21 protein-coding genes are annotated in these 22,341 nt (G+C 64.5%); 16 read left to right on the top strand and 5 right to left on the bottom strand.

Annotated elements, in window-relative coordinates; translation table 11 throughout:
- The first annotated feature begins 235 nt into the window (after positions 1-235).
- The 14 genes from ACFVAJ_RS16865 (at position 236) to ACFVAJ_RS16800 (ending at position 14,773) form a co-directional block, all read left to right on the top strand.
- Positions 236-1,804, top strand: coding sequence for a GspE/PulE family protein (locus ACFVAJ_RS16865; RefSeq protein WP_376946074.1), 1,569 nt, complete (start codon positions 236-238; stop codon positions 1,802-1,804).
- On the top strand, positions 1,791-2,897 hold the full coding sequence (locus tag ACFVAJ_RS16860) for a type IV pilus twitching motility protein PilT (RefSeq protein WP_376946072.1): 1,107 nt from the start codon (positions 1,791-1,793) through the stop codon (positions 2,895-2,897). The genes ACFVAJ_RS16865 and ACFVAJ_RS16860 overlap by 14 nt, the downstream gene beginning before the upstream one ends.
- Positions 2,894-4,177 (top strand): type II secretion system F family protein, encoded by a 1,284-nt coding sequence (locus ACFVAJ_RS16855; protein WP_376946070.1) that lies wholly within the window; start codon positions 2,894-2,896, stop codon positions 4,175-4,177. Before ACFVAJ_RS16860 ends, ACFVAJ_RS16855 begins: the two co-directional genes overlap by 4 nt.
- Positions 4,174-4,623 (top strand): prepilin peptidase, encoded by a 450-nt coding sequence (locus tag ACFVAJ_RS16850; protein WP_376946068.1) that lies wholly within the window; start codon positions 4,174-4,176, stop codon positions 4,621-4,623. Before ACFVAJ_RS16855 ends, ACFVAJ_RS16850 begins: the two co-directional genes overlap by 4 nt.
- A gap of 74 nt (positions 4,624-4,697) precedes the next feature.
- A complete protein-coding gene (locus tag ACFVAJ_RS16845) occupies positions 4,698-5,189 on the top strand; it encodes a hypothetical protein (RefSeq protein WP_376946066.1) in 492 nt (163 codons plus the stop codon).
- A gap of 124 nt (positions 5,190-5,313) precedes the next feature.
- A complete protein-coding gene (locus tag ACFVAJ_RS16840) occupies positions 5,314-6,075 on the top strand; it encodes a hypothetical protein (protein WP_376946064.1) in 762 nt (253 codons plus the stop codon).
- Positions 6,075-7,652: an RCC1 domain-containing protein gene (locus ACFVAJ_RS16835; protein WP_376946062.1), complete on the top strand. Its 1,578-nt coding sequence runs from the start codon at positions 6,075-6,077 to the stop codon at positions 7,650-7,652. The genes ACFVAJ_RS16840 and ACFVAJ_RS16835 overlap by 1 nt, the downstream gene beginning before the upstream one ends.
- On the top strand, positions 7,652-8,347 hold the full coding sequence (locus ACFVAJ_RS16830) for a hypothetical protein (protein WP_376946060.1): 696 nt from the start codon (positions 7,652-7,654) through the stop codon (positions 8,345-8,347). Before ACFVAJ_RS16835 ends, ACFVAJ_RS16830 begins: the two co-directional genes overlap by 1 nt.
- Positions 8,348-8,368: 21 nt before the next feature.
- Positions 8,369-9,196 (top strand): phospholipase D-like domain-containing protein, encoded by an 828-nt coding sequence (locus tag ACFVAJ_RS16825; protein WP_376946058.1) that lies wholly within the window; start codon positions 8,369-8,371, stop codon positions 9,194-9,196.
- A 69-nt stretch (positions 9,197-9,265) separates the two neighbouring features.
- Entirely contained in the window at positions 9,266-9,820 is a 555-nt protein-coding gene (locus ACFVAJ_RS16820; protein ID WP_376946056.1) for a hypothetical protein, read from the top strand.
- A complete protein-coding gene (locus ACFVAJ_RS16815) occupies positions 9,820-10,236 on the top strand; it encodes a hypothetical protein (protein WP_376946054.1) in 417 nt (138 codons plus the stop codon). The genes ACFVAJ_RS16820 and ACFVAJ_RS16815 overlap by 1 nt, the downstream gene beginning before the upstream one ends.
- A gap of 1,199 nt (positions 10,237-11,435) precedes the next feature.
- Entirely contained in the window at positions 11,436-12,440 is a 1,005-nt protein-coding gene (locus tag ACFVAJ_RS16810) for a replication protein RepA (protein WP_376946052.1), read from the top strand.
- Positions 12,441-13,090: 650 nt separating this feature from the next.
- Positions 13,091-14,185 carry a ParA family protein gene (locus ACFVAJ_RS16805; protein ID WP_376946050.1) on the top strand — a complete coding sequence of 365 codons (1,095 nt, stop codon included), beginning with the start codon at positions 13,091-13,093 and terminating at the stop codon, positions 14,183-14,185.
- 3 nt (positions 14,186-14,188) lie between these two features.
- Positions 14,189-14,773: a hypothetical protein gene (locus ACFVAJ_RS16800; RefSeq protein ID WP_376946048.1), complete on the top strand. Its 585-nt coding sequence runs from the start codon at positions 14,189-14,191 to the stop codon at positions 14,771-14,773.
- Between the two features lie 63 nt (positions 14,774-14,836).
- On the opposite strand, the gene ACFVAJ_RS16795 is transcribed toward ACFVAJ_RS16800, so the two are convergent.
- The gene (locus tag ACFVAJ_RS16795) at positions 14,837-16,978 is read right to left on the bottom strand and encodes a hypothetical protein (protein ID WP_376946046.1); all 2,142 of its coding nucleotides are present in this window, start codon (positions 16,976-16,978) and stop codon (positions 14,837-14,839) included.
- Positions 16,979-17,114: 136 nt separating this feature from the next.
- On the bottom strand, positions 17,115-17,840 hold the full coding sequence (locus tag ACFVAJ_RS16790) for a hypothetical protein (protein WP_376946044.1): 726 nt from the start codon (positions 17,838-17,840) through the stop codon (positions 17,115-17,117).
- Positions 17,841-18,248: 408 nt separating this feature from the next.
- Here ACFVAJ_RS16790 and ACFVAJ_RS16785 point away from each other — a divergent pair, with 408 nt between their 5' ends.
- On the top strand, positions 18,249-19,460 hold the full coding sequence (locus ACFVAJ_RS16785) for a site-specific integrase (protein ID WP_376946042.1): 1,212 nt from the start codon (positions 18,249-18,251) through the stop codon (positions 19,458-19,460).
- Positions 19,457-20,392, top strand: coding sequence for a hypothetical protein (locus tag ACFVAJ_RS16780; protein ID WP_376946040.1), 936 nt, complete (start codon positions 19,457-19,459; stop codon positions 20,390-20,392). Before ACFVAJ_RS16785 ends, ACFVAJ_RS16780 begins: the two co-directional genes overlap by 4 nt.
- Positions 20,393-20,416: 24 nt before the next feature.
- Here the strand turns inward: ACFVAJ_RS16780 and ACFVAJ_RS16775 are convergent, their stop codons facing one another.
- Genes ACFVAJ_RS16775 through ACFVAJ_RS16765 form a run of 3 tightly spaced genes read right to left on the bottom strand, consistent with a single transcriptional unit; the run spans position 20,417 to position 22,318 of the window.
- Positions 20,417-21,757, bottom strand: a complete 1,341-nt coding sequence (locus ACFVAJ_RS16775) for a hypothetical protein (RefSeq protein ID WP_376946038.1) — start codon at positions 21,755-21,757, stop codon at positions 20,417-20,419.
- Between the two features lie 55 nt (positions 21,758-21,812).
- On the bottom strand, positions 21,813-22,016 hold the full coding sequence (locus ACFVAJ_RS16770) for a hypothetical protein (RefSeq protein ID WP_376946036.1): 204 nt from the start codon (positions 22,014-22,016) through the stop codon (positions 21,813-21,815).
- The gene (locus ACFVAJ_RS16765) at positions 22,013-22,318 is read right to left on the bottom strand and encodes a hypothetical protein (protein WP_376946034.1); all 306 of its coding nucleotides are present in this window, start codon (positions 22,316-22,318) and stop codon (positions 22,013-22,015) included. Before ACFVAJ_RS16765 ends, ACFVAJ_RS16770 begins: the two co-directional genes overlap by 4 nt.
- Positions 22,319-22,341 lie beyond the last annotated feature (23 nt).

Below are 22,341 nucleotides of genomic sequence, written 5' to 3'. Positions count from 1 at the left end.
GCCGATTCTTCCGGAGCCGGAGCCTGAGCCTGAGCCGGAGCCGGAGCCGGAGCCGGAGCCGGAGCCGGAGCCTGCGTCCACTGAGCTCCCCGCCGAGAACGTGCCTGATCCTGCGCCGCTCACTGTTCCTGAATGGAACTGGAATCCTCCGTTCCCTGTTGCCGAAGCGCCCGAGGAGCAACCCGAGAGCCCGATGCCGGAGGCCCTTCCGGAGCCCCTTCCGCCGCCTCCCTGGGTGCCGGCATCATTCGAGCTCGGGCTGCCCGTCACCGACGACATCGCTGAGGCTGATGTCGTCGACGGCGAGATGTTCGACGGGGCGATGTTCGACGAGCTGGCTCTCGAGGAGCTCGATGACGAGCCAGAGCCAGAGCCAGAGCCAGAGCCAGAGCCAGAGCCAGAGCCGGAGCCAGAGCCAGAGCCAGAGCCAGAGCCAGAGCCGGAGCCAGAGCCAGAGCCCGAGCCAGAGCCCGAGCCCGAGCCAGAGCCAGAGCCCGAGCCCGAGCCCGTCCGGCCGTCGCGCCCCACGCTCGCGGACTCAGTCGGCACCTACCAGGTCACCGGAGTCTCCGCACGCGACAGCTTCCTCTCGAACGTCCTTCGCGACCTCGTGCGCGCCGGCGCATCCGACGTTCACCTGAACCTGTCCGGCGGCCTGGCCGCCGACAAGGTGCTCGAGGTGCTCGCGCGCCGCGACGGCGAGCTCGAGCTCGTCGCCTCGGTCGCTGGGCGCGACGCCGCAACCGCGCTCAACCAGCTGAAAACCGCCGCCGAGCTCTCCACAAGCTCGAGCATGGTCCCCGAGGACGGCAAGTACCCGCTCGAGATCGACGGCCGCGAGTACCGCGTCCGTGCCGTGCTGCTCCCGACGTTCAACGACGGCGAGAAGATCGTCCTTCGACTCCCCTCGATCGGCTCGCTGAAGCTGCTCGACGACCTCGGTTTCACCGACGCCAACCTCGCCGCAAGCCGGGCCCTCTTCGCCCGTCCCGGCGGTATGACCCTGATCGCCGGCCCAATGGGTGAGGGAAAGACGACGACCGCGCACGCCGCGATCTACGAAGTCGGCGGCGCCGGCCGCGCCACCATCACTGTCGAAGACCCCGTCGAGCGAGTACTTCCAGGCGCCGAACAGATCGAGGTCAACGAGGAGGTCGGCGCCGGGTTCGGCCACATCATGAGGTACCTCGTCCGCGCCGACTTCGACACCCTCTTCATCGGTGAGATCCGCGACGCCACGACCGCCGGCGCCGCGGTGCGGATGGCGAAAGCCGGTCGCCGTGTCATCTCAACGATTCACGCGACCGACAACGTCACCGCCGTGCTCCGCCTCATCGAGCTGTCCGAGGACTCCCCGCTGTCGGTGCTCGACGCGCTCCAGGGTGTCATCTCGCAGCGTCTTGTCCGGAAGTCGGACGGGTTCGGCGGCTACTACGGCCGCGCACCGATTCATGAGGTGCTGCAGGTCACCGACCAGTTCGCCGACGCCGTCATCGACAACAAGAGCCTCGGCCGGATCCGCGAGGCAGCGAAGGCCGACTCGACCACCTTCGCCGAAAGCATGCGCGAGCTGATCAGGTCAGGGATCACCGATCAAGGCGAGGCCGTCCGCGTCCTCGGCTCGGAGGTCGACCTGGACGACGAACCGGAACCGGCCGAAGAGCCTGCCACCGAGGGTCTCGCCACCGAGACCGAGACCGAGACCGAGACCGAGACCGAGACCGAGACCGAGACCGAGAGCACCTATCCCCCGCCCGGCGCCGAGCTCGACGACCACCACGAGGATTCCGATGGAAACAGCTAGCACCCGGGAGATCGTCGGCCGCCTGCTCGACTTCTTCGGAGACAACGACTGCTCCGACATCCACATGTCCGCAGCTCGCGGGCTCTGGTACGTGAAGGCCAAGTCCACCCTCAAGATGGAGCCCTCGCCAGTGCCCATCACCGAGCACCTCATCGAGTCGATCATCGAAGAGTTCCTCCCAGGAGGAGTCGAGCGGTTCGAACGAGAGCTGCAAGGTGATGCATCCATCGACGTCGACACGAAGTACCGCGGCCGTCTCGCAGTCAGAGTTGACCTCGAAGGTCCGAGCCTCACCATCCGCCTCATCTCCCGTACGATTCCGACCGTCGAGAAGGTCGGCGTCGGCGAATCCCTCATCAACGCTGTGCGCCAACCGTCCGGTCTGCTGCTGTTCACAGGTCAGACCGGGTCCGGGAAGAGCTCCTCGATCGCGGCACTCCTGAACCTCGTCAACACGACCGAATCGTCATCGATCTACACTCTCGAATCCCCGGTCGAGTTCGTCTACCCGCACGAGATGTCACTCGTCGTCCAGCGTGAAGTGGGCCCGCAGGTGGCGACCTTCGCAGTCGGCATCGAGAACGCCAAGCGGTCTCACCCGAAGATCATCCTCGTCGGCGAGATCCTCAGCTCGGAAACCGCAAGGGCGGCGCTGTCGGCGGCAGCGTCCGGACACCTCGTCGTCTCCACGATGCACGCCGGCTCCACCGCCGAGACGGTCGACGGGCTCGTCTCAATGTTCCCGCCGGCCGAGCAGTCGCTCATCCGAACCCAGCTCGCCCAGGTACTCATCGGGATCGTCGTCCAGCAGCTGATCCCGAAGACCGGTGGTGGGCTCGCCCTCGCCCAGGAGATCGCGTTCAACACCCGCGAATTCTCCGAACTCATCCTTGGTGGCGACATGAAACTCGCCCAGCAGATGCTGCTCGGCCAAGGCCGCGAAGCCGGGATGGTCGCCATGGAGGCGTCCCTTGACCGCCTCGTCGGTGATAACTCGATCACTCCCGAGCTCGCACTCAAGAACTCCAAGGACCGCAAGACCATGCGGGACCTCCTCCACCGCCGAGGCATCAACGTGAAGGACTTCGCATGAGCCAGCTGAACTTCCCCGAAGGACCACTCCCCGCCACCGTCACTCCGATCCCTTCGGCGCCGGTGTACCAGCCGTCGCCTCAAGTCGGACAGCACGAACTGTCGCCGGCCTACGGGGTCGATGAAAGCGGACCTCGAAAGAAGGGGCCCCGACAGCGCAAGGTGAATCAGGCGGAACCTGCACCTGTCGGCGAGAAGAAGAAGCTGATCACGGTCGTCGGCAAGAAGGCCCGACAGGACGAAGTCGCTGAAACTCTCGAGGATCTGGCCGCGATGCTCGAAGCAGGCCAGGGGGAAGAGGCCGCTCTCTCGGAGATCGGTCGCCAGTACGCGAAGTTCAACATCGGCGCCGCCTATACCCGCGCCGCGGTCCGTATGCGGGATCAGGGCGCCAGCTTCATCGACGCGATCTGCGCCGAGGAAGACGCCATCCCGAAGGTCGCCCGCGAGTTGATCCGAGCATCCAACACCGCTCGCGACCTGCACGCGAACCTCCGCAACGCAGCCCTCATCGTCGTCGAAGCCACCGACATCAAGGCGATGATCAGATCTTCTCTGTTCAAGCCGATCCTCCTCATGGTCATGGTGCTCGCGTTCCTCGTCGTCGCCGGAGAGTTCCTCCTCCCCCAGGTCGGCGCCCTGTTCGGGAACATCGGTGCCGACACCCCGGAGATCACCATCGTCATGATCACCGTCGGCTCCTCCGTGAAGTGGGTGGTGCTGGGCCTGGTTGGGCTGGTCGCGGCCTGGTTCATCTACTGGTTCGCGTTCGGTCGGCGCGTCCCGAAGCTCCGTATGAAGATGGACGCATTCTCGATCCGCGTACCGTTGCTCGGGCCGATCAACCAGATGTCGACCGCGGCTCGATTCTCGGATGTGCTCGCCGCCTGCATCGCCTCCGCGATGACGGAACTCGAGTCGCTGGAAATCGCAGCTCGGGCCTGCGGCAACGAAGCTGTGCTGCGCCACGTCATGGCGCATATCGAGAAGCAGCGGAACGGTGAGGCGACGTTCGCGCAGGTTGCAGACTCGCCACTCTTCCCGTGGAACCTCAAGAACCGTATCGAGCTCGCCCCATCGCCTCGTCATCTCGTAGCCATCCTCCGAGATGTCGCGCAGGTCTTCCACAAGAAGAGCCGGCGTCGTCTCAATGCGTTCGCAGAGCGCATCGGTCCGCTCAGCGAGATCGTCGTTCTCGGGGCTGCCGCGGTGGTCATCCTCATGGTCGCGATCCCGGTGACGACGTTCATCCCCACGATGACGGAGATGGTCAACCTGTGATCGCCGTCCCGCTCACTGCGTTCGCGATCCTCCTCATCGGGCTCGCAGTCCTCGCGGCAGCCGACGTCGCCACCGAACGAGTCGAATGGGCGCCGACGATCCTTCTCGCTGTGCTCACCGTCTCCGCCCTCGCGGTCGACGGCATCAGCCTCCAGCAGTGGGTGTGGGGTTCCCTCACCGCCGCAGCAGCGTTCCTCTTCTACCTCGAGATGGGCGTCCAGGGAAGGTTCGGTGGCGGTGACATCACACTCGCCCCGATTCCCGGACTCGTGCTCGGCGCGATGAACCCGTTGGTCGGCGTGTGGGCATTCGCAGTGATGCTCTCAGTCCAGGGGCTTCTGAGCGTCGTAGCCCGGCTCAAGTTCAAGACCGCTGAGACCCGCCTCCCGCACGTGCCTGCGATGTTCGCCGGGGCGATTGCTTGCCTCTTTATGGGATTTCTCTGATCAGCGCAACTTCTGCCGCATGTCTTCACCTCAGCCGCGATCCCGCGGACTTCACAAGACATGGAGCCATGCACATGAAGGCACACCGCCCACGACCCACCCTCCGATCGGCGGTTGCCGATCGCCTCACGATCCTCCGCCGCCGAGACGGTATCGAGGTCTCGATCCCGAACATCATCGTCGCGATCTCGATCTCCGTCGCCGTTCTGCTCGCCGCAGCGGTCGGCGCCATCACCGTCATCCCGATGGCGAACGATGCCACAGCCCAGGGAACCGTCAGCGCGGTCAAGACCGCGCAGGAGATCTACATCGCGAAGAACCGCGCCGGCTACGCAACCGGTGCACAGCTCATCGCCGAGAAGTTCGTGCAGAAGAACGGCTCGAACGTCGCCATCACCCAGTCCGGCACCGGGGCTGCAGCGATCTTCTGCGTCGGCGTCCTCTCCGACTCCGGCAAGACCTGGTGGGGCGTGAGCGGTGCGACCAACATCGTAGACACCATCCCGGCAGCGCCGGCAGGATGCCCGACCGCAGCGCAGGTCGCCGCGGCGACCGACCTCAGCTAGCCGACACGGCAACCCTTGACCGGGGTCGTGCAGTCGTACCTGACTGCGCGGCCCCGGTTTCTGCGTTATCCGCCGCATGTCTACCTTCGGACCGCGCATTGAGCCGGATCCAGGGAGGAACGACATGGTCAGCGGCCCTGGCAAGACTCTGAAATCAGCGTTGAAGAGCCGTGAAGGGTCTCTCGTTGAATCAGTCCTCGAGACCTTCCTCGCGCTCGTCATCGTGATCATGATCGCAACCGCCGCTGTCAGCGGAATGAACCTTCTCTCCGTCACATCAAGTGACGCGCAACGTCTGACCGCAGCGAACCAGCTCGCAGAAGTCCCGGAGCGGATCCCGGGCTGGAAGACCGCCACGAGCGGCGCCCCGATCACCAAGAACATCAAATTCCCGAACGGGCTCATCGTGACCGCCTACCTGTACGCCAAGGTCACCCCGAGCGGAATTGAGGCAACGGTCTCCGTGCCTCGTGCCACGACGAAGGTCCCTTCCGTCTGCAGGACCACGACCATCCGGATCGCGGACTGCCTGTACGCCACCGGATTCATCTTCGATCGCAAGGCGGCGATGCTCCCCGCTGCAGTGCCCGGCTTCACGACTGCGACCGGGGCGGTTGCGGATGCCGGCGCCGAGGTTGCGTCAGCGAACGCCCCGTCCACTGCGACGAAATGGCGCTTCTACATCGACGCGCGTTCCTACAACGGCGGCTCCGCGATCTATGTCTCCCAGGGTGGGGTCAAGAAGCTGACGATCCCGGTCCTCGACAGCGGCAAAGCGATCTACGGAACCCTCGACGTCACCCCTGGCGCGCGCGTCCAATTCCTTGTGGGTGACAACCCGATCCAGGTCACCAAGGTGTTCGTCTACCCAATCGGAGGACTCTAGTGATCAACTACCGGAGCGCGGTCGCCGACCGCAGCGCCGTCGCATCGACGTTCGCCATTCTCCTCATGGCGATCATCCTCGTCATCGCACTCGGTGGCGCGGTAGCGCAGTACGCGATGACGACGAATCGAGCCGCAACGGCTGCTGCGATGAACCAGGCGATCGGTTTCCGAGCTTCTCAGTTCGCGGAGCTTCTGAACGGAATGCCTCCGAGCATGCAGCTGAACCCTCCCGGGATCGGTGTCGCCGAAACTGACCCTGAAGCTGGAGTGACCACGACCATCACCAGCGTCCTCGACGTCGGCCAGCTTCAGAAGATCGTCACCGTTCAAGCGTCAGCACAGGGCGATTCCCAGGTGAAGGAGGTCACCCTGAATGCTGTCAACGCCACCCACATCATCGGCTTCGAAAGTGGAGGCATTCCTATCTGGGGAACCTCTCCGGAAGCTCCCTCGGCCATCTTCTGGACGACAGCTGAAGGCTCCCTCACCGACGTGATCGAGTACGAAGACGACTACTACGGCGGGGAAACCTTCGTTGCCGCGAGCAACCGAATCGGACTCGCAGGCGACGGCTACCTTTGGGGGTGGGGTCGTAACGAGCTCGGTCAATCTACTGTCGGCGGCACCTCTCGAGTGCCGGAACCAGAACCGAGCGACGACTACCCGCGCGGCTTCATCTCCGACGACACCAGCACAATCGCGATCGACAAGTACGGCGACGCATACTTCTGGGGAGCGCTCGAGTCCACCGTCCTCGACGGCGCCGGCGGGGCGTTCGACTACAAGTTCGTCAACGGCACCATGGACGATGACAGGGCTTTCCTTATCACCGCTGCCGGCGAGCTGTACGGCCTCGGGAAGAACAACACCTGCGTGATGGGGTTCAACGCCAACGGCTCGTCGAACTGCCCGCTCGTCACACAGCCAACGCTCATCCCCGGTAACTGGAAAGACGTGACCACACGTGCTGGCTCGACGTTCGCGATCTCGAGGGATGACAGCGGACTTTACGCGTGGGGCATCAACGACCGCGGTCAGCTCGGGCTGGGGAACACGACTAAGCGGTACGCTCCCGTTCGCGTTGGCACGAAGAAGTACGTCAGCGTCCAGAGCTCGAAGGACGTGAACGGCCGCGTCTCCACTTGGGCGATCGCGGAAGACGGTTCAACATGGGCGTGGGGCTCCAACGTCAACGGGAAGCTCGGCGATGGGACTACGACTGACCGGAATGCTCCTGTCAAGATCTCCCCGGCAGGTGTGAGCTTCCGACAGGTCGCAGCCACTCAGAAGGTGACGTACGCGATCACCACCTACGGCGAACTCTACGTCTGGGGTGACAACAGCGCCGGCGGTTTCGGCAACCGGACCACCACCTCAAGCAAGACTCCGGTCAACACTGTTCAGGAGGCTCGATTCAGCGTTCTGGACAAGAGCTCCACCGCCGGCCCTATGGCCATCGTCGACTCCACCGGAGAGCTCTGGGTGTTCGGTCACGAAGGAACCCCTATCTGGGATATCTCCGGGTCTCCGGCACCACTTGAGGCTCTGAAGATGCCGTCTGGATACCTCTACTGATGAAAACCGCCAACGAAAGAGCAGACACTACGAAGTCGCTCCGCGATCGCCCAGGTGCCCGACGCCGTGTTGCCATCATCTCCGTCACGGCAGTTGCCTGCATTGCGGCAGCGGCGTGCTGGTTCGCCATGCAGCCCTCCGCTGCCGAGCGAGAACGACTGCGCACTTCGGAAGCCAATTCGGCAGACGACTGGTCGCGCCTCCCGAAAGACGCATCCGGCTCACCGATCGGTGAACCTCCGATCAACCCCGACGTCGAACCTGGTGGGGCGTCGGAGATGCGGACCTACCTCCAGCCCCTTCCACATGCTCGCGTGGAAGACGGTATCGACATCATCGACAGCACCGAGACGACATCCCCCGTCCTCGGCAGTCTCGTGGGGAAGATCGGACAACCGGTGCCGCTCTTCACATCGCCGAGCTGCTTCACAGAATGGGCGGTCGCGGAGCTCGCCACCTCCGACACGCAAGCCGGGATGAAAGTGGTCGACGTCTGCGATCAGCCCTCGATCGTCGTCATCGGCGGCTACTCCGTATCGCCACACGACCTCTACGGCCTTGCCTACCTCGATCCGGCCCCTAAAGCTGATGCCACCCGTTCGATGATCGACGAAGCATCCGCGTTCGACTACGCATCAGCCGCCACAGCAGACGGTCGCGGCGTCATCCTTGTTCTCAGTCCAAGGCACGAATAGGCATCGCCGCATGTCTCCCCGGTGACCCTGCATCACCCCGGAAAGTCGGAAGCCATGCCACGACCTCGCCCCGCAAACCTGCACGAACTGCGCCCGAACCCGAGCGCCAGGAAGCGAGGAGGGTTCGACTGGGATGACCTCCAACGAGGAGCGCAGTCAGGGAAGGTGACCGCTCACTTCGGAGATGTCGCTTCTGAGCTCGAGCGCTTCATCGTCGAGTCTCCCGAGATCGTCGGCTGCGTCGCCTGGATCACGTCAACACGCCTCGTCGCAGCATTGGCCGCAAGACCGGTCGCGTTGATCGTCAACAAGGAATGGTCGCTCCGCGAAACCGACACGAAGCCCGCCTCGGTCCGCCACCGCGACACCCTCAGGAAGCTCCGCGGCGGCATCCTCCGTTCGTCGCTACCTGCACCACTCCGCGACGCCGCAGGCGCGGACGAGCTCGAGGCAGTTCGATGCGTCGGGTACGCCGTCCGCGGCTACTCGCCCGTCCCCCTCATGCACCACAAGTTCATCGTCCGCCTTGATGGCGGTCGACCGACCGCAGTGTGGACCGGGTCCTTCAACTTCACGGTCGCCGCCGAACGATCCTTCGAGACCGGCCTCGAGATCCACGACCCGAAGATCGCGGCGGCGTTTCTCGCGGAGTTCGCGAGGGTCGCTACCCTCTCCGAGCCGCTCGAGTTCCAGGCCGGAAAGGCAGCACCGGACTGGTCCGCACGGAAGCCGGCACGAATGAAAGCAAACGAGAAGCCGGCGCGGAAGCCCGCGAAGAAGACACCTGCCAAGCAGACGGCGAGCAAATCAGAACAGCCGGTGCGCCGCCGCACCCGAAAAGCCGCCTGAATCGCAACATCCGCCGCACACGTAAACGGTCTGAGGCTTCATGTCTCCCACGACGTTAGGAACCACATCATGTCCAGCACCACCAAGACCGCCCAGCGACGAGGTCACCTCGGCCGCGCAGGCTTCAACCGTGGGCAGTACACCTGGCGGGATCAGACCGCCGCGGCCGTCGGCGTTCTCGCAGCCAGCGCCAACTACACCGACGAGTACGACGTCACCTCCATGCACGAGCGTGTCGCCGCCCGCGAGCTCACCGCCGTCGACGTCGCCCACCTCGACCAGGAGGAAGCCGCCGCATACCGCACTGCCGTGCAAGCCGTGAACGATATCTGGGTCCTCGACCACGACCTCGACCTCCGTGAGCTCGGGTTCAACACCGACTCGGTAAACGGGACGGTCTATCGCGACGGCGAGCACCTGCTCATCGACGTCCAGCACAAGGACACCGTCGAGCAGCCTTCCGGTTCGCTGTTCGTGCTGAACCCAGACGGATCCGCCACCACGTTCGACAACTACTCGGACGAGGACGGGGAGCGTTGGGTCCCAATGTCTGGGCTCCGCGATGAACTCTTCAAGGAGCTGCTCGCCGCATCCCGTGACGGCTCCCTCGGGGATCACCTTTGATGTCTGGCGTGCTTCGCGGCAATCAGGTCGCCGGCGGCGGCTACAACCGCGGCGCCTTCGCCGGAAGGACTTCCCGTCCAGGTCCGATGCTGCCAGTTGGCGACTTCAACGGCAGTCGCGAGATCGACGAGTTCCTCTTCGGCGACGAATCAGACCTCACCGACAAGGTGAAGTCCGCGATCGTGCAGGTGAACGGGGTGCTCACACAGCACGGGAAGCCTCAGGTTTCGGTCCACGGGTCCAACCATGTTGACCTCGTCTACCCGGATACCGAGGACTGGGAGTGCGCGGTCCGGATCTCACTCGACGCCGAAGGTCGTGTCTTCGCAGTCGGAAGCGGCTTGCTCTGGGCCGATGAAGACTCGCCGGACGCACAAGAGCTCGAGCAACTGAAGGCCGCCGGACTCACCGCCTGAGTGAGACCATTTGGTGGCGCCTCTCCCCCAGCCAAGTGTGATCATTTGGTGGCGCTTGCCCCAATGGCACTACTTCGACGTCCGAGTGCGACCATTTGGTGGCGGGCATCCGAACATGACGGGTGGGACTTTGGATCCATCACCCGGGCGCCTGTTGCGACTATTTGGTGGCGCCCTCTCGAGACCCTGGCTCCACCCTGTGCTGAGACCATTTGGTGGCGTTTTCGTCGAACACCACCTGATCCGATAGCGTGACGATCTGGTGGCGCTTTCCTCGTAGCGCATCCCCCAGGTACCGCTCGGTGTGATCATTTGGTGGCGCGTAATTACGAGCGTGTCATTCGACGCCATCGACTGGTGTGACGGTTTAGTGGCGCAGCGAATCCTGCACGGCGGAAAGAGTCGTTGAGGATGTGCGACTATTTGGTGGCGCGCGAGGAACGGCATCGCCTGCTGGAACGCGGTCATCGCTGTGACGGTTTGGTGGCGCTTGGTTTCGGCATCGATGTGAACTACGGCCATCCGGTGAAGGCGCGCGCAACTGCGACTATTTGGTGGCGCCCTCTCGGCAGCCGGCTCAGCAGCTGCCCGAGTGCTGCGACTATTTGGTGGCGCTGTGGAACTGTGAAGTCCCTTCACGAAGCTGCGATCATTTGGTGGCGCGCAGCCTCGCTGCCCTGCTGTCATGCCTGTGATCATTTGGTGGCGCGACCGTCGACCATCCGGCTGCGCAGGTCGGAATCATCGCTGTGACTATTTGGTGGCGGGCAACATCTTCGATGTCCACCGAGAGGCGATTCTTGCCATTGCAGAGTCGAACTCCGTCCATGGAGATGGTTGGAGCCAGGTTGAGATCGAGCTCGCGCGCGTCTTGTGGTCACCACCCGCTTAAACCCCTATAGGTATCTGTTAAAGGACATCTACAGGGGGAGCTCGAATCGTCGGCGCTACTCCCCTACTCCCGCCTGGGATGCAGGGGGTTTCCATGGCGACGTCTTCGCCACCAAATAGTCGCACTCGCGCCACCAAATAGTCGCGGTGTGCGCCACCAGATAGTCACGAAGCGCCACCAAACCGTCTCACGAATCCTGTGATCATTTGGTGGCGATACCCGACACGCCGACTCGATGCGATGCCCGTGCGCTCCCGAACGCAGCACGCTGTGTACTGACCTTCACCACCGAGCGAACGAGCCATCGATGTCGAACCCTGCACCAGCTGAGCAGCCCGACCAGACAGCCGTCGAACCCATCCGCATCGACCGGCAGCGCCAGCGACTGGTCAACTTCGCCACCATGCGTGAGATGGAAGAGCCCGGCAGCGAGCCGGAGCGTGGTTTCTCCGCCCGTCTCTGGGCCCAGGTCTCCCTCCCGTACCGCGAACCGAAGAACGTCCCGTACTGGGAGCGCCGGAACGGCGACGTCACGCTCACCGTCCGGCCCGCTCTCATCTACAACGAGCAGACGAAGACCCGCCACGAGGCGTACCCATTCGGCGTGATCCCCCGCCACGCGATGACATGGATGGCGACCGAGGCCTACCGCACGAAGGACCCCGAGCTCGACCTCGGCAAGAGCATGCGCGACTTCATGGGCAAGCTCGGCATCAACGCGAACGGCCAGAATTCGAAGCGCGTCACCGACCACATGCGCCGGCTTCTCGGATCCCAGCTGTCCGTCGAAGGCCTCATCGTGAACGAAGGCACCGGCGACCCTCAGGGGATCAGGTCGTCGTACTTCCAGATCGCCGATGAGGTGCAGCTGTGGTTCTCCGCTCGTGAGGAGCAGGACAACCCCGGGCTGTGGCAGTCCCGGATCCGACTCTCGGACCAGTTCTACCAGTCGATCATCAATGCGCCCGTGCCGGTCGACCTGAAGATCCTGAACGCGCTCGGATCCTCTCCCATGCGCATCGACCAGTACATCTGGCTGACGCACCGGATGTACTACTTGGAGCGCGAGTCCCGCATCACCTGGGACCAGCTCAACGGACAGTTCGGCGCGCAGTTCGCTCGTTCGCGAACATTCAAAGAGCGGTTCATCAAGAACCTTCAGGCGATGCAGATCGTCTACAGCGGCCTCAACATCGACGTGACCGACCGCTACCTAATCATCAAGCCGAGCCCGACGTCCATCCCGACGATCAGTGGGTTCAAGCGCCGCAAGGCGATCGAGGGTGGCGGCCAGGAGTCCCTCGAGGCCTGATCGGCTGTTCGAGCCACGAACGCCTCAGCCGGCCCCTCCCCCTGGTCTCTCGACCACTGATGGCTCCTTCGCCCGTCGACGGCTCGTACGGGGTGCGCCTCGTCGATGCCGTCGGGCATGGCTAGCTCGGCGCCCTGGTTGAGCATCCTCACGAGTTGGTCGTCGCCTCGCGCTCATCTAGCCGAAGATGCTCCGGGGCCCTACGTGGGATCGGCTGTCACGTCGTCACCGGCTCGGCTCGGCTCGGCTCGGCTCGGCTCGGCTCGGCTCGGCTCGGCTCGGCTAGCTCCCCCGTCGATTGCCGGATTGCCAGCATTCCGGATCCGAGCTGATCCAGCCCCTCCCCCAGACTCCTCGATCTTCGGCCCGAGGCTCGGAACGAACACCCTCTCAGAAGCCCTGTGCGCCCCGTACAGCGCCTAACACCCCTTCTGGCCACAACCACCCAGACTCGGTCGAGTTCGTCGATTCTCCGGCGTTCCCAGTCGAAATGCGGCCAACCGCCGCCACAATACGGCAATACAGCAAACCGGCAACACAGCAACACAGCAACACAGCAATACGGATTCCCTGATTGCTGGCCAGACTGCATTACGGCTTGCTGGCAATACGGCAACGACCAAAAATCTTGTAAGCGCGGGCCTTTCGGGATGACAATACGGAATGCCAGCAATCCGGCAATACGGAACGAATGCCAGCAACCCGGCAACCCGGCAAAGCGGCAATTCGGAAGGCTGGCAATACGGCAGCCGAAGTGGCATTCTGAGACCAGCCAGACAACCGGTCCGATCGCGAGGAGATCCGCCAAAATGACGCCGCCACTCACCGCCGAAGCACGAGACGCACTCAGCAACGTCGTCGCCGTAATCAACGGCAAAGGGGGAGTGGGGAAGACCACCATCACCTCCGGACTCGCAGGCATGCTCGCCGCGTCCGGATGGCGGGTGCTCGTCATCGACCTGGACTACCAGGCGAACCTCGGAATGGACCTCGGCTACTTCCTCACCGAAGTCGACGACGAAGGCGAAAGCCTCGCCATCTCGCTCCAGTACGGAAAGCCCCTGAAGGTCGTCCACAACGTCCGCGAGAACCTCGACGTCATCCCCGGTGGCGAGCTCCTCGTGACCGCTGAGCAGGCGCTCGGCAGCACCGTCAACCAGCGGAGAGACCCGCGGCTCGCACTCGCAGAGGTGCTCGCACCGATCGCGGGGGAGTACGACATCGTGCTCATGGACTGCCCGCCCGGTGCCCGCCCCATCCAGCTGGCAGCGGCCGGTGCAGCGCGCTTCATCCTCATCCCGACGAAGACCGACGACGGGTCGCTTCAGGGCCTCGCCGTCACCGCTGGCATCAAGGCTCAGATCGGCGACATCAACCCCACACTCGAAGCGCTCGGCGTCGTCCTCTTCGCGACAGGCTCCGGGTCGGTCGCGGTGCGTCGCTACGCCGTGGACAAGATCGGGGAACTGCTCGGCACCGAGACCCCCGAAGAGCTGCTCTTCGACAGCTTCATCCGGCACGCCGAAGCGACCGCCCAGGCAGGCCGGAAGAGCGGCGAGCTCCCGCAGGAGATCGAGAAGGCCCTGAAGGAGCAGGAGCCCTGGTACAAGCGCCGCGGAGAGAAGGGCGCCTCGGCGGCGCCGGTTCGTCCGCAGTCCGCGGTGGGTGTGTCCGACGACATGCAGGCGCTGACCGACGAGTTCATCGCCAGGTACACGCGACTGCTCGAGCCGGTGGGGGAGTAGGACATGAGCGACGAGCGGAAAGTTGCAGGACCGCCGCGGCGGCGGCAGGCTACCGCGGCGGGACTCCTGAACAAGCCAGTGCTCGAACCAGAACCCGCGGCAGCCGAACCGGAGATCCCGGCAGCCGAGAGCGGTGTGCTCGAGCGCGCGGGGCAACCCCCTGCAGCGCAGAACCAAGGTGAGGCGCCCGCGATCGCTGACCAGCCTGCACCTGCCTACTTGACGCCGGCAGCTGCGCCGGCGCCCGCCCAGGGCGTGCCGGCCGCCGTGGACTACTCGGGCTACAGCCAGCCACCGGCAGCGCCGGTGGAGCAGGTCACCGCACCGCCGGCGTCGGCCGTGGCTCCGCAGACGGCACAGCCGCCGACCCTGGTGAAGTTGACCGTACGTGTCCGTCCCGACACCCGCGCCCGTCTCCGAGCGGTCTACCACAACACCCAGGCGATCGAGCGCGACCCGAGCCTCGAGCAGCTCATCGAGAAGTTGATCATCGCGGAATGCGAGCGCAGGGAACGCGCCTACAACCGCGGCAGCCGGTACGGCGGGGGAGACGCCCCGATGATCCCCGGGCCGAAGCCGCAGCTCTGACACAGAAGATCAGACGAGCGCGTCACCTCGATTGGAGGTGACGCGCTCGTCTGCGTCAGGTGGTTAGGGGAGCGGTGCGATCGTGATGGTCTTGGACCACGACGGGTTGCCGTACCCGCTGGTGGGTCCGTAGTGGATCGGATCGCACGTGAACTGGAAGAACGAGAATTTCACCGTCCGTGAGACGCCGCCGGTTTCGAACCCGATCGAGACAGGGAGGTTGACCGTTGACACGACGCCGTTCCAGTCGGTCATTCTCGCGGTCTTGGCTGTCAGGTCATTGTTTGCTGGGCAGGTGATGTTCTTGACGTCGACGGTGATCGAGTCACCGTAGGCCGACTTCGTGCACGTGACCGTTCCCTGGTTCCGGCAGATGTCGAAGATCTGGGTCGCAACCGGACGCTCGGTCTTCTTCCAGGTGGTGGAGCCGTCCCATGTCATCGCGCCGTAGTTCGGCTGGTGAGGGTTGTTGAACTGGCCTTGGTTGGTGGTTACAGGACCGAAGGCTCCGGTGTACAAGTTCTTGCAGCGTGTGTCCGTCTTCCAGCTGAACCAGGAGTTCTCGTAGATGACGTGGTTGTCCACACCTCGAAGGACGCCCGTCGTGAACGTAACGTCCTTCTGCCATCCCAGGTCCCAGACAGGATTTGCTGCGTCGTACTTGCCCCCCTGAGCGGTGTCCCACGGCGCCCAGATGCGGTAGTAAAGTTCGGTGCCTGCAGGGCAGCTCGTGGTCGGAGCCGTCCAGGTGATCGTTCCGTCGTACGGAGCGGTGTATGCGTCGGTGACCCAGGTCCACTTCGTGGACGGTACCTGAGGCGCAGCCGGCCACCCGGACGTCCACATCATCCCCATGCCGAAGGACTTCACGCTGTCAAGATAGGCGCTGATCGAATAGTCGAGGGTGCTTCCGAAGACGCTTCCCTCGGGGAACTCGACCTTGTAGGAGAGAGCATCGATGCCTCGGAGCTCGTAGCCGCCCCACTGCGTGTTCAGCTCCCACCCTGGTGGTACGTATCCCATGCTCTGGTCGAGTCGAAGGGTGTAGCGAACCCCCGGGGCGGAGGACACCTTGTTCCAGGTCACCGTTGGGGGTACCCCGAAGTTGTCGGTCACTCCAGGCCATGTCAGCTTGCCGGACGGGTATGGGAGCGTCTGCGTGAACGCACTGGTGGCCGTCACCGACTCGCCGTTCGGTTCGCAGAAGAGTTTCAGCGAGATCTCACCAGTGGACCCGTTGAATACCCCGGGCATCTCGAGGGACTTCGTGGACCCGTCGGTCACGATATCGCCGGTGAGGCTGACGGGGTCAAGCCCGACGTTGGAGGGTGTGTAGGTCAGGGTGTAGCCGGAGGTTCCGCTCAGGCAGGCGCCGCCGGTGAACGAGACCTTGACACCTTCGCGCTCGGAGCTGGTGCCATACGGGGTTCCCACGGTTGCAGATCGCGCGACTGACTGAATCGCCACCATCGTGGGTTTGACGACAACCACTCCGGGGATGACGTATCCAGGAGCACCCGAGACGAGTGAGAACACAGCGACAGGAACCTTGCCGGCGAGCGTGAAGGTCTTGGCGCTGTCGATCAGGTTCTTGTTGTTGTTCCCACCTTCGATCTCGACGGTGTGGACGCGAACATCGGTCCACTCCTCACCGCGGACACCTGCAGGCTGCAGTCCAGAGCCAAAGGACTGGCCGCTGTTTTCATCGAAGATGATTGGCCGGCCCCCGACGTTCGCGAAGCTGAACTTCAGGTTGGCAGCGTCGTCGATGGCAGGCTTCGCGCCGTCGAGCCCGTCCACCGGGAAGGTGTAGTCGCACGGGCCGCTTTCGATGGTCTCCTTCGTCAGGAGGCTGACCTTACCGTCGGCGTCGGCAGGGCCACGCTGCCAGAGGTTGACTTGGCACTCAGCGCCGCCCGACGTGGCTCGGAAGAATGCGACACCCTCGTCCGAGAGACCGACTGCGCCGTCAGCGCCTCGGGCGTCCTCCTCGAAGGTGAGCTCGGCGGCCTGAGTGGCGCCGGAGACTTGCGACGTCGCGGAAGCAGCAGAGCTGAAGAGGAAGAGCCCAAGGAGGGCGCCGGCCACGACCGTCGTGACTGCGTACTTGAGGGTGATCCCGACGATCACCTCAGGGATCGAGGCGGAGATGCCGTCTCGATTGAGGATGGCTTTCCGAAACAGGCCGCCGGACTTGATCGTCATCACAAGTACCCCTTCTTGAGGATTCATCCATTAGGTATGCGGCGAATCGACGGAGCATGGGCTGATCTGCCCCCAATTCGGGGTGGTTCAGTTGCGCGGACCAGAGCGGAAGGGACGCCTGTCGATTGTCGGGCGACTATTGCCGGGGAGCGCCGTTCGAGCATCCGGGGGAGTGGATGAGCCCATCGTCCGGTGGGAGAGCATCGATCTTCTCCTGGACTCGTCGCGCGAAGTCGGCTTTCAGTCGTAGGTATTCCTCGTGCGTCTGAGCGTTCACGCCGTCATGGTCGCCATCAGGGTGGGCTGGGTCGTCATTCGTCACCCAGCCAGGGTCGTCACCCCACTCTGAACTGGCCGTCTCTGCGGCAGCCGCAATGGCGGCCGCTGCAGCGGCTTCCTCTTGAGCAATCCGCTCAGCTTCCTTCCGGTCCCATTCAGAGATCTCAGCTCGGGCCTGATCCACGGTCTCTTGGAAGCCCACGATGGCTGACGTGACGCTCGTGCTGGCTGTCGCTGCGGCTGACGCCCGCGCGAGCTCCTCATGCGCATGGAGGAGATCGTCTGCACGGGCGTCGCCGAGTCTTTGGCGGAGGGAGGCGCTCACCCCGAGAGCTGCCAACCTGGCTGACTGAACGGATGACCTCGCTGCGGCGAGCTTGGCGTTGGCCGGCACGATGGATGCTGACCCGATGCCGACGAGGCCTCGGTTCTCCGAGATCGCGTCTGCACGTTCAGCTGCCTCGCGGTCCGAATCCCAGTAGGCCCCGGTGCTGAATGCCATGCTGAGCGCGAGTGCTGCGCCTACCATCAGCCTGGTCGAGTTGCTGAAAGCCTGCTGCGCTGCTGTCTCTGCTTGCTTCAAAGGACGAACACCCTTCGCGAAGGTCCGGAAGCCAGCTAGAAGAAGCCGCTGTGTGTTTCCGGGTGGCTGATGTTGCTGATCTCTGCCGGTGAGGCATGCGGCGAAGTGCTGGTGAGCCGCAACTGCAGATCGCCGTCGGTATCGGGAGGCCTCCCGAGAGCGCGGGGTGGTTGTGGTTGTCCCATGAAGTTGGCGATTTCTGGACGTTGAAGTTGGCGGCAAGTGCAGGCTGCAGCGATCCACATGCCGCTATACCCCCACGATTTCAGCCAGCGATTTTCCACAAAATGAAGACAACCCGGCATGCTTGTGCTGCGACGCTGGATCCGAGCGTCACAATGGCAGCGGAATTCCTCCAGCTGAATTTGCACCAGAGCCAATCCGGATGGCGGCAGGAGGCCCGCAGGCATGACTGAATCGCAGACGACGGGGGAGGGGCAGCTCCCGCACGCTGCAGTCGAGCTCGCGCGCGCTGCGATGCCGCGTCGCAACAACCGGCACGCGGCCGCGAAGATCACCGAGCGCGGCGTTCACCTGGTCGACAGCACAGCAGGTCTCACGATCGCCGACCTCACCGCGATCCAGAAGTACCAGGAGTCCGCGGAGGCGGAGAGCACCAAGCGCGGCTTCGAGACCGACTGGGCTGCGTTCATCGTCTGGTGCGCCCAGCGGAAGAAGGATCCGCTGCCGGCAGAGCCGCTCGCGGTCGCAGCGTTCATCACATGGACCGCGAACGTCGTCGACGAACACGGTGAACCCTTCTACGCGCCCGGCACCATCTCGAGGCGCCTGACATCGATCAACAAGGCTCACGTGCTGGCAGGGCACCCGAAGCCAGGCGACCACCCCGACGTCGCCCGGACGATCGCCGGCGTCCGTCGTGTTCGGGCCCGGCGCACGCACCGCAAAGAGCCGCTCCTCGTCGACGACCTGAAGAACACAGTCTCGCTGATCGACCAGACCTCCTGGCCGGCAGGAGTGATCGGGCACCGTGACGTCGCGATCCTCACGATCGGTCTCGCCGGCGCATTCCGTCGATCCGAACTCGCCGCCATCAAGCTCGGCGACGTCCGCCGGCACCGTGAGGACGGGCTGCACATCGCGGTGCTGAAGTCGAAGACCGACCAGGAAGGCCGCGGTCAGATCAAAGCGATCCCGTTCGGCGAGAACCACCGCACCTGCCCGCCGTGCGCGTTCGCCCGCTGGGTGAGGCTTCTCGCCGCCGACGAGTCCGGACGCAGCATGTTGATGCGAGCCGTCCGGGCCAGCCCGATCCACGAGCATGTGTGCCGGGAACCGCTGCCCGAGCTCGCCGAGCTCCCGGCGAACGCTCCGCTGTTCCGGCCCGTCACGAAGACCGCGAAGATCATCGATCGGCACCTCAACGGGCAGACCGTAAACGACATGCTGAAGCGCCGCGTGGAAGCCGCCGGATACAACGCGGCAGACTTCGGCGGCCACTCGCTGCGTGCCGGGTTCGTCACCCAGGCGTTCAGGAACGGCGCCACACACCACGAGATCATGCGCCAGACCTGGCACAAGGAGTTCTCCAGCGTCGACATCTACGCCCGCGAGCAGGATCCGCTCCGCGGGAACGCCGTGAACAGGCTGAAACTATGAGCGCCCTCACCGTCGTCGACCAGCGCGAGTGGGAGCTGTTCTCCGACTGGTGCCATTCGATCGACGTCGACCCGCGGTTCGCCGGCGTCACGATCATCGAGACGTTCCTCGCTGAGATCCCCGTCGCGCCCGGCACCGCGAAGCGGAGGGTCACCGCGATCCGGCGCTCGCTCGAGCAGACCGGAGTTCACCTCGACCTGCCGGCGCCTCCGAGGAGCAGCACTGTGAGATCGGGGGAGGGGTGGGCGACGGTCAGTGAGGCGCTGCTGCAGCTGCCGAAGTGGCGGTACCCGACCGGTCTCCGGGGACGCCGTGACGCGTGGATCCTCGTGCTCATCGCGGTCCTCGGAATGAGCCGCCGTGAAGCGGCCGCGGTGACGCCGGCAGATGTGGAAATCGGCGGGGGAGTGGTCCGCATCTCCGGCCGCCTCGTTCCAAGGTCTGACCGCACAGCAGATTGCCCTGCGTGCGCGGTCGCCCGGTGGCTCGACGTCATCGGCCGCGCGCACTACGGATGGCGTTCAGATCTCCGAACCGTGCTGATGCCGCCGGAAGCGCCACCAAATGATCACAGCTGCGAGACCGAGCTCTCAACGCTGTGGATGGACGTTCCGGCCCTCACCGCCACGATCGACACGCACGGATGGGTGCACACCGGTCGCGGTATCGGGCTGCTCAGCGTTTCGAAGATCATGGACCGAACGCAACGGCTTACCGGGGAGCGGGAAGCGGCGATCCGCCAGCGTGTGGTGTCGGAACGGTTCGCCGAAGCATCGGTGAACGAGCTCGCAGACGCGTACGACGACGTCGACGCCAGGCTCGCCGAGCTGCTCGCGCAGGCCGAGTCATTGCTCGAGGAGAGTCGAGGGGTTCTCGGCGCGCTGGCCGGTGGCTCACCAGAAAACGACGAGGGCGGCAACTCCGAAGAGTAGCCGCCCTCGCGGTAGGTGTTGCGCCTACACCTGGGCCGAGCGCTTACGCCAGAGGGAGAAGCCCATCAGCATGAGGCCGAGCACGATGAACACGGCGCCACCGGCTGCCGGCAGGTTCGTAGTCGCGCCGAGCTCAGGGATGACCTCGAGGTCGTCGCCGTCACCTGCAGGCGCCGCGACGGATGCGATCGTGATCGCCCCGGATCGGTACTCGACACCAGCGCTGTCGACGAGGACGACGTGGTGTTCGCCGGCGGGCACGTTCGCTGGGATGGTGACGTACCCATCCAGTACCCCTGCGCCGTCCGCATTCAGGGTGCCGAGCACGACTGGGTCGGAGTGAAGCTCCACTCGAACCAGCTCGTTCGCTGCGAACCCCTCACCGGTCACATGGAACGGCTTGCCTGGCTCGGCGGCGGAAGCCGGGACGGTGTTCGACGGCTTGCGGTCGTCCGGGTTGTCGGTCGGAGGGGTGGTAGGCGGCGTGGTGGGCGGAGTCGTTGGTGGAGTCGTTGGCCCAACCCCGTCACAGATGTCGATCTCCGCCTGAGTCATCGCGCGCGAAGTCACCTCCGGCTCTGGCGGGGCCCACGGGGTGACCAGCCCCCACGTCCAGCTGACCTCATCGAACACGTAGGGCTGGTACGCGTCAGCGACGGTCGTCGTCGTCACCGTGTCCAGCTCGCAGTCCTTCTCGACCTCGACGGACCCCTTCACGAGGACGTCTTCTGGCTTCTCCGGCTTCGGGCCGAACGGATGGAAGACGTAGTTCGCACCATCGAACGTCATCGAGCTCACGGTGAGCGCTGCACCGGGGGCCGCTTCGATGTTCGCACGGAGCAGCTCAACGGTGCCTTGAGCCGCGAGCGTGGCGGCGACACCTGCCGACGTCATGGGCTCGGAAGTCACTCCGGCCTGATCGATCACGTACGAGAGGACCTGCGGAGCGTCGAACTCTGGAGCATCCTTCACGGTGACATAGGAGGGCAGACCGCCGGTGAGGACCCGGAGGTCGAGCTCGCGGTAGACCTCCTGGTCGTCGGAGTTGAAGGCGAGCTGGTACCCGTCCAGGAGCGATGCGATCCGCGCCTCGTCGACCGCCTCGAATACCGCAGAAGGCTGGAACGATACGTCAGTCCACTCCTTCATGTGGAGGCCGTTGACGTCGATGTAGACGTCTTCCTCCGTGTCGAAGCTGAACCATCCGGGCTGGCTGGCCGCGGGTCTCGGAATCGACTTGACGTACATGTCGCCGGCGGCGTTCACCGGAGTTGCGATGGACGCGAAGATCCCCACAGTTCCAATGAGGACCGACATGCCGCCGGCTGCAAATGTGCCGGCGCGACCGACATGCCTTCCGCTCATGATGCTCCTTGCGTTCGGGGCAGTTCGCCCACAAGGAGGTATGCGGCGGAACGCGCTAGTTCACGGAGATCGCGGCTTCGAGTTCCGACTCCATCGCCCCGATGACAGAGGCCTTCGCCGCGCCAAGCTCACGCTTCACGACGTACTCGAGCTCGGCGTGCCCGGTGACGACCGTCAGGAGGTGCTCGAGATCTCGAACGCGGCATGCAATCGTGAGCCCGGCGTTCACGGCGCGGACATCACGTTCCAGCTTGTTCACTCGTACCCGCGGGTGCGGTTCCGCTCGCGCTCCCAGAACGCCTCGCGCTCGTCGACGGAGATGCCGCGCACAGCGGAGGACATCACGAGCCTCGGCTCATGCTTGTTGTAGTGGTGAGCGCAGAACAGCAGCGGGACTTCTTTGCGCTTGAAGTTCTCGTCGAGGGTGCTCGATGCGATGTTCACCTCGACGTACGCCTGGGCGCCGCAAGCGTCGCAGCGGTCCTGGTTGGTGAGCTGTCGCGGCTCAGGGGTCACGTTGTCGGCCGCGGGCGCGGGCACGTCGAGTGCAGCGGGGTTCAATTCGGGTTCTCCTGATCGGTGGT

Origin of the sequence: Agromyces sp. NPDC057679 (assembly GCF_042799635.1) — a bacterium.
Classification (GTDB): domain Bacteria; phylum Actinomycetota; class Actinomycetes; order Actinomycetales; family Microbacteriaceae; genus Agromyces.
This window is presented reverse-complemented; position numbering and strand designations above follow the sequence as displayed.

Excerpts from the sequence above, each read along its gene's own strand:
- ACFVAJ_RS16860 (WP_376946072.1), top strand. The coding sequence starts at position 1,791 with ATGGAAACAGCTAGCACCCGGGAGATCGTCGGCCGCCTGCTCGACTTC.
- ACFVAJ_RS16855 (WP_376946070.1), top strand. The coding sequence starts at position 2,894 with ATGAGCCAGCTGAACTTCCCCGAAGGACCACTCCCCGCCACCGTCACT.
- ACFVAJ_RS16845 (WP_376946066.1), top strand. The coding sequence starts at position 4,698 with ATGAAGGCACACCGCCCACGACCCACCCTCCGATCGGCGGTTGCCGAT.
- ACFVAJ_RS16840 (WP_376946064.1), top strand. The coding sequence starts at position 5,314 with ATGGTCAGCGGCCCTGGCAAGACTCTGAAATCAGCGTTGAAGAGCCGT.
- ACFVAJ_RS16830 (WP_376946060.1), top strand. The coding sequence starts at position 7,652 with ATGAAAACCGCCAACGAAAGAGCAGACACTACGAAGTCGCTCCGCGAT.
- ACFVAJ_RS16820 (WP_376946056.1), top strand. The coding sequence starts at position 9,266 with ATGTCCAGCACCACCAAGACCGCCCAGCGACGAGGTCACCTCGGCCGC.
- ACFVAJ_RS16815 (WP_376946054.1), top strand. The coding sequence starts at position 9,820 with ATGTCTGGCGTGCTTCGCGGCAATCAGGTCGCCGGCGGCGGCTACAAC.
- ACFVAJ_RS16810 (WP_376946052.1), top strand. The coding sequence starts at position 11,436 with ATGTCGAACCCTGCACCAGCTGAGCAGCCCGACCAGACAGCCGTCGAA.
- ACFVAJ_RS16805 (WP_376946050.1), top strand. The coding sequence starts at position 13,091 with ATGACAATACGGAATGCCAGCAATCCGGCAATACGGAACGAATGCCAG.
- ACFVAJ_RS16800 (WP_376946048.1), top strand. The coding sequence starts at position 14,189 with ATGAGCGACGAGCGGAAAGTTGCAGGACCGCCGCGGCGGCGGCAGGCT.
- ACFVAJ_RS16795 (WP_376946046.1), bottom strand. The coding sequence starts at position 16,978 with ATGACGATCAAGTCCGGCGGCCTGTTTCGGAAAGCCATCCTCAATCGA.
- ACFVAJ_RS16785 (WP_376946042.1), top strand. The coding sequence starts at position 18,249 with ATGACTGAATCGCAGACGACGGGGGAGGGGCAGCTCCCGCACGCTGCA.
- ACFVAJ_RS16780 (WP_376946040.1), top strand. The coding sequence starts at position 19,457 with ATGAGCGCCCTCACCGTCGTCGACCAGCGCGAGTGGGAGCTGTTCTCC.
- ACFVAJ_RS16775 (WP_376946038.1), bottom strand. The coding sequence starts at position 21,757 with ATGAGCGGAAGGCATGTCGGTCGCGCCGGCACATTTGCAGCCGGCGGC.